General features: G+C 72.3%; 8 protein-coding genes. All 8 read left to right on the forward strand.

Going from position 1 to position 15,681, the window contains the following annotated elements:
• Nucleotides 1-54: 54 nt before the first annotated feature.
• Genes ACZ6Z4_RS06175 through ACZ6Z4_RS06210 form a run of 8 tightly spaced genes read left to right on the forward strand, consistent with a single transcriptional unit; the run spans nt 55 to nt 15,664 of the window.
• Complete coding sequence (locus ACZ6Z4_RS06175; RefSeq protein ID WP_465558707.1) at nt 55-351, forward strand: WXG100 family type VII secretion target; 297 nt, start codon at nt 55-57, stop codon at nt 349-351.
• Between the two features lie 2 nt (nt 352-353).
• Nucleotides 354-923 (forward strand): hypothetical protein, encoded by a 570-nt coding sequence (locus ACZ6Z4_RS06180; protein WP_465558710.1) that lies wholly within the window; start codon nt 354-356, stop codon nt 921-923.
• A gap of 48 nt (nt 924-971) precedes the next feature.
• Nucleotides 972-3,818: a ribosomal eL19 family protein gene (locus ACZ6Z4_RS06185; protein WP_465558712.1), complete on the forward strand. Its 2,847-nt coding sequence runs from the start codon at nt 972-974 to the stop codon at nt 3,816-3,818.
• Nucleotides 3,815-7,822, forward strand: a complete 4,008-nt coding sequence (eccCa, locus tag ACZ6Z4_RS06190; RefSeq protein WP_465558714.1) for a type VII secretion protein EccCa — start codon at nt 3,815-3,817, stop codon at nt 7,820-7,822. Before ACZ6Z4_RS06185 ends, eccCa begins: the two co-directional genes overlap by 4 nt.
• Before the next feature lie 31 nt (nt 7,823-7,853).
• Nucleotides 7,854-9,242: a type VII secretion integral membrane protein EccD gene (eccD, locus tag ACZ6Z4_RS06195; protein ID WP_465558716.1), complete on the forward strand. Its 1,389-nt coding sequence runs from the start codon at nt 7,854-7,856 to the stop codon at nt 9,240-9,242.
• Between the two features lie 6 nt (nt 9,243-9,248).
• Nucleotides 9,249-9,527, forward strand: coding sequence for a type VII secretion protein EccB (locus ACZ6Z4_RS06200; protein ID WP_465558719.1), 279 nt, complete (start codon nt 9,249-9,251; stop codon nt 9,525-9,527).
• Nucleotide 9,528: 1 nt separating this feature from the next.
• Nucleotides 9,529-12,309 (forward strand): hypothetical protein, encoded by a 2,781-nt coding sequence (locus tag ACZ6Z4_RS06205; protein WP_465558721.1) that lies wholly within the window; start codon nt 9,529-9,531, stop codon nt 12,307-12,309.
• 28 nt (nt 12,310-12,337) lie between these two features.
• Entirely contained in the window at nt 12,338-15,664 is a 3,327-nt protein-coding gene (locus ACZ6Z4_RS06210) for a right-handed parallel beta-helix repeat-containing protein (RefSeq protein WP_465558724.1), read from the forward strand.
• Nucleotides 15,665-15,681: the final 17 nt, after the last annotated feature.

A 15,681-nucleotide genomic window follows, 5' to 3' on the forward strand; every position in this document is an offset into this window, starting at 1 on the left:
CAGGGCCTCGCCGGAACCGGTCCGGCGCCCTTCTCTCCCCGAAAGGACCCCGTAATGAGCCAGTTCGGTTACGACCGGCAGCAGATGGACAACTTCATGGAGCGCGCGGAGCAGATGCGCACCACGCTCGTCGCGACGCTGGAGAACATGACCGAGGGCGTGAAGAACGACCTCGCCGAGTGGACCGGCGACGCCCAGACGACGTACACCACCCGCAAGGCGCGCTGGGACGCGGCCAGCGGCAAGATGCCGGAGAGCCTGGCGCAGGCCAAGATCGCGCTCGAGGGGATCCTGAACACCTACGACACCCACGAGCGCGGCGCCGAGGACGCGATGGGCGGCGGTCGGTAGCCATGGTTGCGGGTGACCAGTACTCGGGCTCGGGCGGCAGCAGCAACAGCAAGAGCTCCTTCACCACCAATGGGTTCAACCGGCCGAACAACCACAAGATCGGCGACCACCAGAGCACCCCGGACAGCAAGTACGCCACGTTCGACGCGGGGAAGGCACCCGGCTCGGAGAACTCCGGTGCGACCAACCGGGTCAACACCGAGGACCTGAAGAGCTACTCCAAGATGCTGCACGACATGACCGCCGACGGCAGCCCGCTGACGAAGATGATCACGGCGCTCGACACCGTGCACGTCAAGCCCGGTGGTTTCCACACCGCGGCGGCCCTGGCCAAGAAGGTGAACGGCGACGGTGGGCTGGTCGAATCCACCCGGATCGGTCTGAACGCGCTCCTCAAGGCGCTGCGACACACGTCGGACTCGCTCGGCAAGGTCGCGATCTCCTACGACAGCGGCGAGGAGCTGAACCAGATGAGCGCGGCCGACTTCACCAAGTACATGGGCCAGGCCAGCGCCGACGCCAAGGCGTTCGGCAAGGACGGCGACGGCGCAACGGGTGGCGCCAAGGCCTGACCCGCTGCACCGCAAGACAACCAGGATCCAGGCCGTAGACGAGGAACGATGGGGAACAAGGACGAGGACACCGGAGCCGATCCGGAGAACTCCGGCGGGTTCGAGCGGACCAACCACGGCATTTTCGCGAACCCGTCGGCGCTGCCGGACGACGGCGTCGACTTCGAGGGCTGGACCTGGAAGCAGATCGAGGCCGCGATCTGCGGTGGCGCGGCGCTGAGCAGTGACGACGCGATCGCCCGGGCGCGATCCATCGCCGACCCGCAGAGCCTGATCGACGCGGCCGGCGTGTTCTACGGGGTGCAGCAGAACCTGGAGCTGATCGCCAAGGCCCTCAGCGAGTGGACCGAGGCACTGGTCGGCGAGAACGGCTCGTGGTCGGGCGTCGCGGCCAAGACGTTCGGCACCATGATGCAGGGGATCTGGGCCCAGGTCAGCGGACGGGCCGACCAGCTGTCCGGCGGCGACGGTGCCGACAACCCGGTCAACGAGCTCTACAACGACGGGGTCTACCTCGACTGGGCCCAGAAGGCCCTGGTCGAGATCGACACCACGTACGCCGCGTGGGTGCAGAGCCATGACACCGAGTACGGCGGCACGAAGAAGACCGACACCGGGCTGACGCAGATCTCCAGCGACCCGACGCTGGTCAAGATGATGACCGAGGACATGAAGGCGGTCGCCGTCCAGCTCAAGGACAAGTACCAGTTCAGCATCGGCGGGATCGTCGCGCCGGAGTACACGCCGTACACCGGACCGAAGGGCGGCGACGGCGACGGCGGTGACGGCGACGGCAAGAAGCCGAAGGGGATCGACCTCGACGGGGACGGCAAGCCGGACATCGTCTTCGACGACCCCGACGGCGAGACCGGCAAGGGCGGTGACGGTGGCGGCCCGAAGGTGAACCTGCCCCCGCCGCCGAACAAGAACCTCACGACCGACGGCGGTGACGACCCGTTCGGCGGGAAAGGTGGGTTGCCGGACCTGAAGCCGCCGCCGAACCTGGGCGACGTCAAGCCGCCGCCGGACCTCGGCGTCTTCGACCCGAACGGCGCGAAGACCCTCGACACCGACGGTCCGCACCTCGGTGACCTGAAGCCGCCGCCGGACCTCGGGGATCTGAAGCCGCCGAATCTGGGAGACCTGAAGCCGCCGGAGCTGCAGGACATCGGCGGGAACAACGGCTCCGGGAACGGCCCGGGCCTGGGGCACACCGGTCTGTCCTTGCCGCCGCCGATCAGGCTCTCGCCGCCCGGCAAGTCGACCTTCGGTGGGTCGCGGGGAATCGGTGGGCTCAAGAACGGGATCGGTGACGGCCTGAAAAGTGGGCTCGGCGACGGGTTCAAGGGCGGTATCGGTGGTGGGCTCAAGGGCGGCGTCGGTGGTGGGCTGAAGGGTTTCGAGGGGTTGGAGACCGGCAAGCCGACCGGTCTGCACGGTGGTACGGGCGAAGGGCTGAACGGGCTGAAGAACGGCGCGCTCAAGCCGACCGAGCTCACCGGTGCCGGCGGCAAGCCGGGCCAGGGCGCCCCGATGTCGCCGGGCGGGATGGGCGGCGGTGGGCAAGGCCAGCAGAACGGCGCCGAGCGCCCGGACGCGGCCGGTCTGCTCTCGGCCGGGGACGATCCGTGGGCGACCGGAGAGGTCATCGACTCCGAGTTCGACGAGTCCGGCGCGCTGCCGGCGCAGTCGCTGGCCTGGATCGACAACTCGCGCCGCGAGGAGTCCGAGTCCGGCACGGAGGACTCCGAGAACAAGCTGCAGCGCTCGACGGCCGACTGGGACGATTCGGAAACGACCGACGCCGAGGACACATTGGCGCCGGCCGAACCGGCCACGCTCGCTGCAACAGCGCAAGACGCAGCACCCGCGGACCCCGGCCTGCTCGCGACGTCCCAGCCGGTCGTCGCGCCGGTCGCCCTGCCGACAGCACCATCCGAACCCCAGCGCGCCCGCTCCGGCCCCGCCCGTACGCCGGCGGAGCCGGTCGGTACGCCGGCCGAGGCCGTCCGTGCGTCGGCCGACCCGGTCCGTGCGTCGGCGGACCCGGTTCGTGCGTCGGCCGAGCCGGTTCGTGCGTCGGCCGAGCCGGTTCGTGCGTCGGCGGACCCGGTTCGTGCTCCGGCCGAGGCTGTCCGTGCGCCGGTCGATGGGGCGCGTGGTTCGGCGGGGCCTGCCGCGGGGGCAGCCGAGCCGGTGCGACCGTCGGCCGAGCCGACGCGACCGCCGGCCGAAGCGACGCGACCGCCGGCCGAAGCGACGCGACCGTCGGCCGAAGCGACGCGACCGTCGGCTGAGCCGTCTCGGTCGGTGGCTGGAGCGATGCGAGTGACTGCGGGGCCCGCGAAGGGGCTTTCGGCGGGAGCGACGCTCGGTGAGGGGCAGTTGCCGAGCTTCATGAGCACGCCGGCGCCGAGCACCGCGCCCGCGGGTGGGACGGCGACGACTCAGCCAGGCGGACCGGATTCGCCCGGACCGGCGGCAGCGCCGCCGCCGGTTGCCGCGGAGGTGGGGCAGCACCGGGTGGCGGTGGTCCGGAGCTCGGGCGCGGAGGACACCTCGGCGTGGGACGTGCCGGCGGCCGGGTTCCTCGGAATGGCGCTGGCGACCGGGGTGACCGCTGCGGGCAAGGACGAGGACGACGAGATGCCGGTCCGGTACCGGCGGGTCGCCGGGAGCGGTACGGGGGCGACGGGCGGCGGGGTGCGGTTCGGGGACGAGCAGCCGCGGCTCGGGCTCGACGACCTGGTGATCCGCGACGACGGGGACGAGCCGGACGAGGACGACCCGGACGAGGACGAGGAAACGGAGGAGCGCTCGATGGCCGACCTGCTCAGTCAGGACCACACCGCCTGGGGATCGAACGGTCCGGCGCCGTCCGGGGTACTGGAATGAGTACGACGACGGTCAAACGCGGCGCCCGCAAGGCCGCGCCGGAGCTGCCGGACGGCGAGATCCAGCTCGAGGAGCCGCCGGTGCTGGCCGAGCCGGCCACCCGCGACTTCCACGCGCTGCTGATGATGCTGCCGATGGGGATCGGGTCGGTGATCCTCGTGATCACGCTGTCCGGGGTCGGTGGCAACTCGGTGCTGTCGTACCTGATCGGTGGCGGCATGGGCGTCTCGATGATCACGATGGGGATCACCCAGATCGGCAAGAGCGGCGCGGACCGCAAGCGCAAGATGCAGGCCGAGCGCCGCGACTACCTGCGCTACATCGCCCAGCTGCGCAAGCAGGTCCGCGCGTCCGGCGACCAGCAGCGGACGTCGGTGCTGTGGAGCAACCCGGACCCGAGCGCGCTGTGGTCGCTGGCGAGCGGTTCGCGGCTGTGGGAGCGCCGGGCCGGCCACGACGACTTCGGCCGGATCCGGATCGGCCTCGGCACGCAGCGCGCCGTCCTGGAGCTGCTGCCGCCCGAGACCAAGCCGATCGAGGACCTGGAACCGCTGTCGGCGATCGCGTTGCGCCGTTTCAGCGAGGCGTACCGGACGGTGTCGGGCATCCCGGTCGCGGTCGGTCTGCGCAGTTTCACCAGTGTCGAGTTCGCCGGTGACCCCGACGCGGCGGCCGGTCTGGTCCGCGCGATGCTCGGCCAACTGGTCACGTTCCACTCACCCGACGATCTGCGTGTCGCCGTCCTGACCAACGAGCAGCGGATCGGCCAGTGGGACTGGGTGAAGTGGCTGCCGCACAACGCGCACCCGACCGAGCGGGACGACGCCGGGCCGATGCGGATGCTGGCCGTCGACCACGACGAGCTGATGGACCTGCTCGGCCCCGACCTGGACGAACGCGGCGACCACGACCGGACCGCGGCGCCGAGTGCGAGCGAGCCGTTCCTGGTGATCGTCGCCGACCGGGCCGACGTGCCGGAGGCGTCGCGCCTGCTCGGGGCCGGGATCCAGAACGTCGTACTGCTCGACATCACCGGTGTGCTGCCGGGTGGTCCGAAGGTGCTGCGGCTGGACACGACCGGCGACCGGATCGAGTTCGCCTCCGGTGGCAGCACCAGAACGGCGGTTCGCGACGACGTGGCCGTGGCCGGCGCCGAGTCGCTGGCCCGGTTGCTCGCACCGCTGCGGACCAGCGGCACGGTCGACATCGTCGACCAGCCGCTGGACAGCGACTTCGGGCTGACCGCCCTGCTGGGGATCCGGGACGCGCACTCGTTCGACGTCCAGGCCAAGTGGCGGCCGCGGGAGACGCAGCGCGCGCGGATGTCGGTTCCGATCGGTGTCACCGAGGAAGGCGAGGTCGTCGAGCTCGACCTGAAGGAGTCCGCCCAGGGCGGGATGGGTCCGCACGGGATGCTGATCGGGGCGACCGGCTCGGGGAAGAGCGAGCTGCTCCGGACGCTGGTGCTCGGTCTGGCCGCGACGCACTCGTCGTCGATCCTCAACTTCGTGCTGATCGACTTCAAGGGCGGCGCGACGTTCCTCGGGATGGACCGGCTGCCGCACACGTCGGCGGTGATCACCAACCTGGCCGACGAGCTGCCGCTGGTCGACCGGATGCAGGACTCGCTGAACGGCGAGATGGTCCGCCGGCAGGAGCAGTTGCGCGCCTCCGGCTACCCGTCGCTGTTCGAGTACGAGAAGGCCCGAGCCGCCGGTGAACCGCTGCCGCCGATGCCGACACTGTTCCTGGTCGTCGACGAGTTCAGCGAACTGCTCGGCAGCAAGCCCGAGTTCATGGAGCTGTTCGTCTCGGTCGGCCGGCTCGGCCGCAGTCTGGGCGTGCACCTGCTGCTCGCGTCGCAGCGGCTCGACGAGGGCCGGATCCACCGGGTCGAGGGTCACTTGTCGTACCGGATCGCCCTGCGCACGTTCTCCTCGATGGAGTCCCGCAGCGTGATCGGCGCCGCCAGCGCGTACGAGCTGCCGTCCGAACCGGGGAACGGCTACTTGAAGATCGACACCTCGAACCTGGTCCGGTTCAAGGCCGCCTACGTGTCCGGACCGGTGCCTGCGGCAACGGAAGGCGGCGCGGCCGACCACGAGTACGCCGTCAGCCAGGAGGTGGTGTCGTTCCAGGTGCACGCGAACCCGACGCTGCACCGGCTGCCGCTGGAGCTGGTCGAGTCGGCGACGGCCGCCGACGAGGACGCCGAGGACGAGACTCCGCAGCCGACCGGACCGTCGCTGGCCGATGTGTTCATCGACCGGCTGGCCGGTTCCGGACCGGCGGCCCGTCAGGTGTGGCTGCCGCCGCTGTCGGAGTCGCCGAGCCTCGACGCGCTGCTGCCGAGCGTCCTGCCCGACCCGGTCCGTGGGATGACGGTCCAGGACCCGGCCGAACGGGGCCGGTTGCGGGTCCCGGTCGGCATGGTCGACAAGCCGTACGACCAGAGCCGCGAGCTGCTGGTCGCCGACCTGGCCGGTGCCGACGGCCACGTCGCCGTGGTCGGTGCGCCGCAGTCCGGCAAGTCGACGCTGCTGCGGACCCTGGTCCTCGGGCTGGCGCTGACGCACACGCCCGACGAGGTCCAGTTCTACGGCCTCGACTTCGGTGGCGGCGGCATCATGTCGATCAGCGGCCTGCCGCACGTCGGGTCGGTGGCCACCCGCCTCGAGCGCGATCGCGTGGTCCGCACGATCGAGGAACTGCTGCAGGTGCTGGAACGGCGCGAGACGATCTTCGCCCAGCGCGGGCTGGAGTCGATGGCCGCGTACCGGGCCCAGCGTCGCAGCGGGCAGCTCGACGACCCGCACGGCGACGTGTTCCTGATCATCGACGGCTGGTTCACGATGCGGTCGGACTACTCCGAGCTGGAGAGCAAGATCGGCGAGCTCACCTCGCGCGGCCTGTCGTACGGCATCCACGTGGTGATCGCGTCCACCCGCTGGTCGGAGATCCGGCCGTCCTTGCGGGACCTGCTCGGGACCCGGTTCGAGCTGCGGCTCGGTGACCCGATGGAGTCCGAGGTCGGGTCGCGCAAGGCGTCGAAGGTCCCGCACCAGGCGGGCCGTGGGATGACTGCCGAAGGTCTGCACTTCCTGGTCGGGCTGCCCCGGATGGACGGCAGCTCCGACAGCGCGGACCTCTCCTCGGCGACCAAGGCGCTGGCCGAGGAGGTGGCCACGTTCTGGCCGGGCCGCCGCGCGCCGGCCGTCCGGATGCTGCCGCCGACCCTGCCGCTCGAGCAGCTGCCCGCTCCGGAAGGCGATCTGCGGATCGCGATCGGCCTGGACGAGCAGCGGCTGCTGCCGGTCTGGCACAACTTCGAGGCCACGCCACACCTGATGACGTTCGGTGACAACGAGACCGGCAAGACCAACCTGCTGCGTGTCGTCGCGCGGTCGGTGATCAACCGGTACTCCGCGGCCGAGGCCAAGATCGTGCTGGCCGACCCGAGTCGCACGCTGGACGCGGAGGTGCCGCCGGAGTACCGGGTCGGTTACGCGCTGACCGGCGAGGCGCTGAGGGAACTGGCCACCCAGACGAACACGTCGCTGGCCGGCCGGGTTCCCGACCAGAGCATCGCCGCCGACCGGCTGGCCCGGCGGGACTGGTGGAGCGGGCCCCGGCTGTTCATGGTCGTCGACGACTACCAGCTGCTGTCGACGACGCTCGGGTCACCGCTCGACCCGATCCTGCCGCTGGTTGCCCAAGGCGCCTACATCGGGTTCCACCTGATCATCGCGCGGAGCAGCTCCGGCGGTATGCGGGCGATGTCGGACCCGGTGGTGCGCCGGATCTGGGAGCTCGGCAACCCCGGCGTGCTGTTCTCCTACCCCAAGGAGGAGGGCAAGTTCCTCGGCGAGGCGGTGCCGCGCAAGCTGCCGGCCGGCCGCGCCCAGCTGGTCACCCGCCGCGGTGTCCGGCTGATCCAGACCGCCGCGGCGCAGGACACCGAAGGCACCGAGCCGCTGGAGTCGCGCCTGGTCGGTGGCCTGTGACCACTTCAACCGTCCGTCGAGGGAAGAATCGATGAGTACTCTGCAACAGACCGAGCTGTGCCGGATCTCGGTGTACGGCCCGGGCGGCCGGGCCGATCTCGCCGTCCCGACCTTCGTGGCCGTGGGCGACCTGCTGCCGATCCTGCTCCGCCGGACCGGTGGGCAGTCCGACCAGGACCAGGTGTGGGTCCTGCAGCGGCTCGGCGGCGCACCGTTCGAGCTGACCGCGACCGCGGAGTCGCTCGACTGGGTCGACGGCGAGCAGCTCTACCTGCGGCCGGCCGAGAACCCGTTGCCGGAGCTGGACTTCGACGACATCGCCGACGGGATGGCGACCGCGGTCCGCCGGCAGTCCGGCCGCTGGGGTCCCGAGCACAACCGCCCGCTGTTCCTCGGCCTGGCGGTCGCTGTTCTCGGAGTCGGGGTCTGGGTGGTACTCACCGCGCCCACCGACGCGGGCGCCCTGGTGTCGGCCACCGCGCTCGGTGCGGCCCTCCTGGTCGCGACGATCGTCGTCGGTGCCTACTCCCGGAGCCGGATGCTCGCGCTGCTGGTCGGCTGCGGCGGCGCCCTGTTCGAGACACTGGCCGGTGCGATCGCGCCGGACGGCGTCCACGGCGTACTGCACCTGGCAAGTGCGTCGGTGCTGTTCGGGGCCATCGGTCTGGCGGCCGCGGGAGCCGTGCAGCTCGTGCTGCGCGTCTCCTTCGCACCGGGGATCCCGTTCGCCCCGGCCGGGACGTTCCTGCTCACCGGTGTGCTCGGTGCGCTGGCCGAGTACGCCTATCGAGTGGTGCTCTGGACGTCCGCGCAGGTGGCCGGGGTGCTGGTCCTGGTGCTGCTGGTCCTGCTGATCACGGCGCCGCGGATGGCGATCCGGCTGGCCCGGATCCGGCCGCCGCAACTGCCGCGGACCGCCGACGAGCTGCAGCGCGACCTCGAGCCGCTCCCCGAGGACGATGTCGTACGGCGAACCGCGCAGGCGGACCGCTACCTGGTCATCGCCTCGGTCAGCAGCGCGGTTCTGGCCGCGGCCGCGTTCCCCGTGATGACGGGTGGCGGATGGTTCGGGCGGATCGCCGCGCTGGTGTCCGCCGCGGCGGTGCTGCTGCGGGCTCGTGGGTACGGCGCGGTGTGGCAGCGCGTACCGGTGACCGCCGCCGGGTCCTTCGGTCTGGTCGTCGCAGCGGTGTCGATCGTGCGCAGCTTCGGAGACGGCGGCGACACGGTGCTCCTGGTCGTCCTGGCCTGGACCTTCGCGCTGGTGGCGATGGCCATGCTGCGGCCGCCGTCCCGCCGGCTGCTGCCGATCTGGGGTCATCTGGCCAACGGGCTGGAGACGGCGAGCGCGATCGCGATGCTGCCGCTGGTGCTGCAGCTGTTCGGGGTGTTCTCGTTCTTCCGCAACCTGGCCGGGTGACCTGACGTGCAGACGCAGAAAGACCATGTCGACGCCTACTCGTTCGCGATCGGGCGGATGACCAGCGCGCTGCTGGCCGGCGACGTCACGCACCTGGAGATCCCCGCCCGGCGGGCGGCGATGGGTCTGTTGGCCGGCGTGCTGGTCGCGGTGCTGATGAGCGCGGGGTTCTTCGTGTTCGGGGTCGCGAAGCCGGCCCATCCGAAGGGCGCCCAGCAGGCGCCGATCACGCAGACCGGAGGTGGCGGGCTCGGTGGTGCCGCCACGACCGGCAAGGAGAAGTGAGATGTCGGTGCTGAGCAGATACCGGGCGGACGCCGACGAGCCGGCGTTGGTGAAGCAGGTCCTCGGCCACGCGCAGGTCGTCCACCAGCCGGGCCGGCTGACCGAGCAGGCCCGGGCGCTGGCGATGGACGTCGCGGACGACCCGGAGCACGAGTTCGTCGTGATCGACCTGCCGGCCGACGTGCCGGTCGCGGTCTGGGACGCGGTGGCCGGGATCCTGCCGCGGCACCGCCGGGGTGTCCGGGTGGTGATCGGTGGGCGCTCCCGGGAGACGAGCGCGCTGGCGGGTCAGCTGCTCGCCGAGCGCCTGCGCCGACCGGTCGTCGCGGCCGACGGTGAGGTGATCGCCGGGGCCGGCGGCTCGCTGTTCGTCGACTCCGGACCGGGGACCGGGTGGGTGCGCTTCGGCGCCGGCCGGCCGCCGGTGTGGGAGTCGAAGCGGTTTCCGCGGCCGGCGTGGGAGTCCGAGGTGCTGGCCGAGCAGATGCCGACCAGTTCACGGGCGGTCGCCGAGCCGGTACCCGGTGGGCTCTGGCTGCACGCCGTCGGCCGGGACGAGCAGCAGCGGCCGCACCGGGCCCGGCTGCTGACCCGGATGCCGCTGCACCACGAGTTCATGACGCTGGTCCTGGGATCGCCCGGTGATCCGCCGGTCGCGGTCGACGACGTGATGAGGGTCTGGGCGAACCTGCCCGAGCAGGCCCGTGCCGGGCTGCGGTTCGCGCGGTACGGCGCGGTCGACGTGCCTGGTTCCGCGGCCGTCGGGCAGGTGCTCGCGGACCTGAGCGGTGCCGGGGTCAGGATGTACGCCGGGGTGCCGCTGGGCACGCCGAAGACCTTCGAGGTCCACGAGGTCGCGGCGACCGGCGAGCAGGACTGGGCTCCGTTCGCGCAGGAGATCGGCTACCGGCCACGGACCGGCGAGCAGTCCACGCCGGAGCTGCTCACCCACCGGATGCCGGCCCTCGACCTGCCGATGGTCGCGCCGGCGGTCTACTGGTACGCCCCCGACGCGGTGATCGAGGTGATCCAGGCCGGGCTGGTGGTCCGGCCCCCGTTCGACACCCGCGAGACCGCGGCGCTGCGCACCCTGCCGGCCGACGGAGCCGGTCAGCTGCTGGTGGTCGACGCGACCAGTCAGGACAACGCCGCGCGGATCGGTGGGCTGACGGAGGACCTGTACGCCCGGCTGGACGAGCAGACCCGGGCCGCGACCCGGATGGTCGCGGCGCCCGCGGTACTGGCCGAGCGGGGGATTTCGGTGCCGTTGGCAACGACCCGGCCGGCCGTGGATGGGGCGGTCCGGCCGGAGGCGGCCGCGGAACCGCTCGGCACCGACGGACCCGAGGCGAGCAGGAAGCCGGCGGTCGTGGCGGAGCCGGCGACGGACGGCGGTTCGGTGGTCGTGGCGGATCCAGGAGTTGCCGGCGGTTCGGTGGTCGTGGGCGATCCAGGGGTTGCCGGCGGTTCGGCCGGTGTGGCGGAGCCGGCGGGCGTCGGTGGTTCGGTGGTCTCGGGGGAGCCGGCAGCGCTCGGCGGATCGCCGACTGCCGGGCCGTTGGCCGACGTGAACGTCTCGGGGGCCGGCGAGAGCCTGGCCGCCGTACCGGCGGTGGCGGGTCTGGTGGCGACCGCGCCGTCCGCCCCGCCGAGCTTTCGGATGGTGAGCTCGAGCGTGCCGACCGGCGCGGCCCCGGAGCCGGCGGTCCGCTCCGACGGTCCGGCCGAGGTCGCCGAACCTGCCGGCGCGGCCGGCTCCGCTGGTGTGGTGACGAACGACGGCGCCGCCGCGGCGGCGCGCGAGGCCGGCGCCGACCCGTCGGGGCCGGCGGCGGATCCGGCGCGAGCGCGAACGGCCGGCTCCTCGGCCGGCGGCGACGTACCGCCCGAGCTCGGCGCAGCCGCGCCCTCCGTTGACGCGACGACGAGTGCCGCGGCGCCGAGTGCGCCGGGGATCTCTCCCGGAGCCGAGATGGTTGCTGAGGGCAAGTGGCAGCCGGTGCCCTCGGGGGACGCGGCCGGCGCGTTGCCGGCGCGGGGACTGGACGACGAGCGGGGATGGCTCCGGCGGACGTTCGGGGCCGAGTACGGGACGATGTCGAACGCCGTGGCTCGGGTGCTGTCCGAGCATCCGGGGTTCCAGGGAGCGCAGGGGCGGTCGGCCGACGACGTGCTGACCGATGCGGTGGCGGTGCAGATCTACCTGTCGCAGCGCGGTGAGGCGATCGACGCCGGACTGCGGTCGGCGACGGCAGGGCCGCACGTGCCGCTGGCCCGGTGCGTGGTGGCAGGGCTGAGCCGGCTGCCGTCGCACCGGGGACCGTCGGTGCTGAAGGTCTCGCCGACGCCGGGGCAGTGGGCGCTGTACGAGGCCGCGGCGGTGCTCACCGAGTGGGGTTTCGTCAACGCGACCACCGAGCCGGTCGGTGGTGTCGACGGGGACACCGACGTCCTGATCTGGTCGATGACCGCCCGCCGGACCAGGCTGCTCGAACCGTACGACGGCGGGGTCGCCGATCGTGCGCTGTTCGTCCCGGGGACGAGCTTCAAGATCCTCGAGCTGAGCCGCCCGGCCGACGGTGCCCGTGGGCGGATCCTGCTGCGCGAGCTCGGCTCGGCCGAGATCGGCGAGGACGGCGTCCTGCGGGACGGCGAGGCGCTCGACCAGCTCGCGCTGAACAGCCTGCGCCGGCAGGAGGAGAAGTGTGCGGCCGGTACCGCCGGAGTACGGATCAGCAAGAACGCGGCGGCCCGCTTCCGCCGGCTCCCGGGACTGGTCTGAGGTGGAGTGGATCGATGAGGAGGCAGCAATGAACCGGCAAGTGCTCGCGGTCGCCCGTAACCGCGCCGGCGCGTACCCGACGATCGGCGCGGCGCTGGCCCAGGCGCCGTCCGGTGCGACGATCAGCGTCGCGCCCGGCCGGTACACCGAGAACCTGGTCGTGGACCGGATGGTCACCCTGGTGCCCGAGGCAGAGCCGGGCAGCGTCGAGGTCCACGCGGCGACGGGCAGCGTGCTGGTCGTCCGGGCCGAGGCGGTGCAGCTCCGGGACTTCGTGCTGGGCAGCGCGGACCCCGAGCTCGCCGCGGTCGACGTCGTGGCCGGTGAGGCCGCCTTCGACGGCTGCCGGATCGACGGCGCCTCGTGGGCCACGCTGCTGACCCGCGGGACCGGCGCCGTCGCGCTGCGCGGGTGCGTGGTGACCAGCACCGGTGGGGTCGGGGTCGTCGTCACGTCGGCGTCGACCAGCACCTTGGAGGACACCGAGATCCTGGACACCGCGTCGTCGGGGATCGTGCTGGCCGAGCAGGGCTCCGCGGTGCTGCGCGGCTGCTCGGTGACCCGGGCCCAGGGCAACGGAATCGGGGTGAACGGGCAGAGTTCGGCGACCATCGAGCGGACCACGGTGACCGGTGCCGCAAAGCCGGCGGTGGTGGTCGAGCAGCAGGCGAGCGCGGCGATCAGCGGACTGACCGTCAACGGCAGCGGCAACGTCGACCTGTACCTGATCAGCTCCGGAGAGGTCTCGGTGCGGGACTCCGTCTTCACCGGGGCCGGCGACCAGGCCGTGCACGTCGGTGAGGGCGCCGCGCCGGTCCTGACCGCGTGCACGATCACCGCGGAGAACGGCATCGCCGTGCAGGTCAGTGGGGCCGCGACACCGCGCCTGGCCGACTGCACGATCAGCGACGCCCAGCTGGGGGTCCGGGCCGACGCGGGCAGCCGGCCGGTGCTCGAGCGGACCGAGCTGCGCGCGATCTCCGGTCCGGCGCTGGAGCTGACCGAGGCCGCCGAGGCCCGGGTGGACGGTCTGCAGGTTGCCTCAGGCAACGGCCCGGCGGTGGTCCTGACCGGGCACAGCCGGCTCACCCTGCGCGACGCGGTGCTCGACTCCGGCCCGTACGCCGGCCTCGAGGTCTCCGGCGGATCGGCGGCCGGGGTGCAGGACGTCCAGGTGGTCTCGACCGCGGAGGGCGCGATCAGCTTCCAGGACGCCACGGTCAGCTCGCTGGCCGCCGTACTGGTCCGGGGTGGTGGTCTGCGGATCGCCGGTGGTGGCGCGGTGACGGTCGAGGACAGTGAGTTCACCGGGGCGCCGAGCGACGCGGTCCGGGTGTCGGCCGGTGGCACGCTGACCGCGGCCCGCTGCCGGGTCCGCGACGCCGGCCGCGCCGGGATCGCGGTCGACGGGCCGTCGAAGGTGACGCTGACCGAGGTCGAGGTGCTGGGGGCCGGCGAGGACGGTTTCCGGATCGAGACCGCCGAGGACGTCGTGATCGACCGGTGCGTGGTCAAGGGGGTCGGCGGCGAGCCGGTGAACCGTTCGGCCGAGGCCGGCCGTGTCTCGGTCGTGGAACTGACCGTTGAGGAGCGGGCGGCGTACGAGGGTGCTCCGGAGCTGACCTACGCCGAGCCGGCGGACGAGCCGCAGGACGAGCCTTCCGGGCAGAGCACCGCACCGCTGGACGGCCCGCTGGCCGAGCTGGAGACGCTGATCGGCCTGGCCGACGTCAAGCGCGAGGTGAACGGCCTGATCAACCTGATCAAGGTGTCCCAGCAGCGCCAGGCGATGGGTCTGCCGGTGCCGCCGATGAGCCGGCACCTGGTCTTCGCCGGTCCGCCCGGTACCGGTAAGACCACAGTCGCGCGTCTGTACGGCGCGGTGCTGGCCGAGCTCGGGGTGCTGAGCAAGGGTCACATGGTCGAGGTCAGCCGGGCCGACCTGGTCGGCCAGTACGTCGGTTCGACCGCGATCAAGACGACCGAGGTGGTGACCAGCGCGATCGGCGGCGTGCTGTTCGTCGACGAGGCGTACACGCTGACCGCGCAGTCCGGCGGCTCCGGCCCGGACTTCGGCCAGGAGGCCGTCGATTCGCTGATGAAGATGATGGAGGACCAGCGCGACGAGCTGGTCGTCATCGTCGCCGGGTACTCCGCGCTGATGGAGAAGTTCCTGGAGTCCAACCCCGGTCTGGCCTCGCGCTTCACCCGGACCGTGGAGTTCCCGAACTACAGCGTCGACGAGCTCGTCACGATCACCAGCGACCTGTGCCGCAAGCACTACTACGAGCTCACCGACGACGCGGTGGACGCGCTGCGCGAGTTCTTCACCAAGGTGCCCAAGAACGACACCTTCGGCAACGGCCGCGTCGCACGCAAGCTGTTCGAGGCGATGGTCAACAACCAGGCGACCAGGCTCGCGCTGAACCCGCCGGCCAAGGACTCCGAGCTGAACCGGCTGACCGCCGACGACCTGCGGGCCGAGATCGACCAGCTCCCGGCCGCCACCGGAACCGAACCGGCCCGCGCCTTGACCGGCGCGCCGGTGCGGTCCGCGGACGAGACGGCCGGCTGGCGGCGGCTCGACCAGCTGATCGGGCAGGACGCGGCGCTGCAGCAGATCGGTCAGACCCTGCTCGGGCTGGGCACCGTGCTGCGGGAGGGCCGCACGCCCGGTGAGCGGGCCGGTGCGGTGATCGGCGGACGCCGGGGCACCGGCCGGTCGGAGATCGCCGCGCTCTACGCGCAGACGCTCTCCGAGCTCGGCGTCACCGGCCACGGCCCGTTGCTCCACGCAACTGTCGGCGAGCGGTTGTACCCGCGGTGGCCGGGCCAGGCGCAGGCGCTGGTGGGCAGCCTGTTCGAGGACGCACTCGGCGGCGCGGTGATGATCAGTGTGGACGGTGACTGGCCGATCGAGCCGCACGGCCCCGGTGCCGAAGCGCTGGAGGCGCTGGCCGCCGCGATGCAGGACCGGCCCGGCGACCCGGTGGTGGTGCTCACCGGGGAACAACGGCGGCTGTCCGCAGCGTTGACGACCACTCCGGAGTTGCGAGCGCGCTTCACCCGGGGATGGGAGCTGACCGACTACACGCTGGAGGAACAGACCGAGGCCGCGGTCCGGCTGCTGACGCGGCGCGGGCACGAGGTGCCCGTCGACGTGCGGGCGGCGATCGCCGAGGTGCTCGCGGACGGCGACGAGCCGACCGTGTACGCCGCCCACCGGCTGGCGCGCCGGCTGTCGAACGCCGCCGCGTCGCGAACGCTGGCGGTGGCGGACCTGCGGGCCGTCGTCCCGGCGGCCGCCGTACCGGCCGGGGCCGGGCCTGCCCTTGTACTTGGACCGGTCGGCTGACCGGCGGAGAGGACACC

It is taken from the genome of Kribbella sp. NPDC104740, from assembly GCF_055583505.1.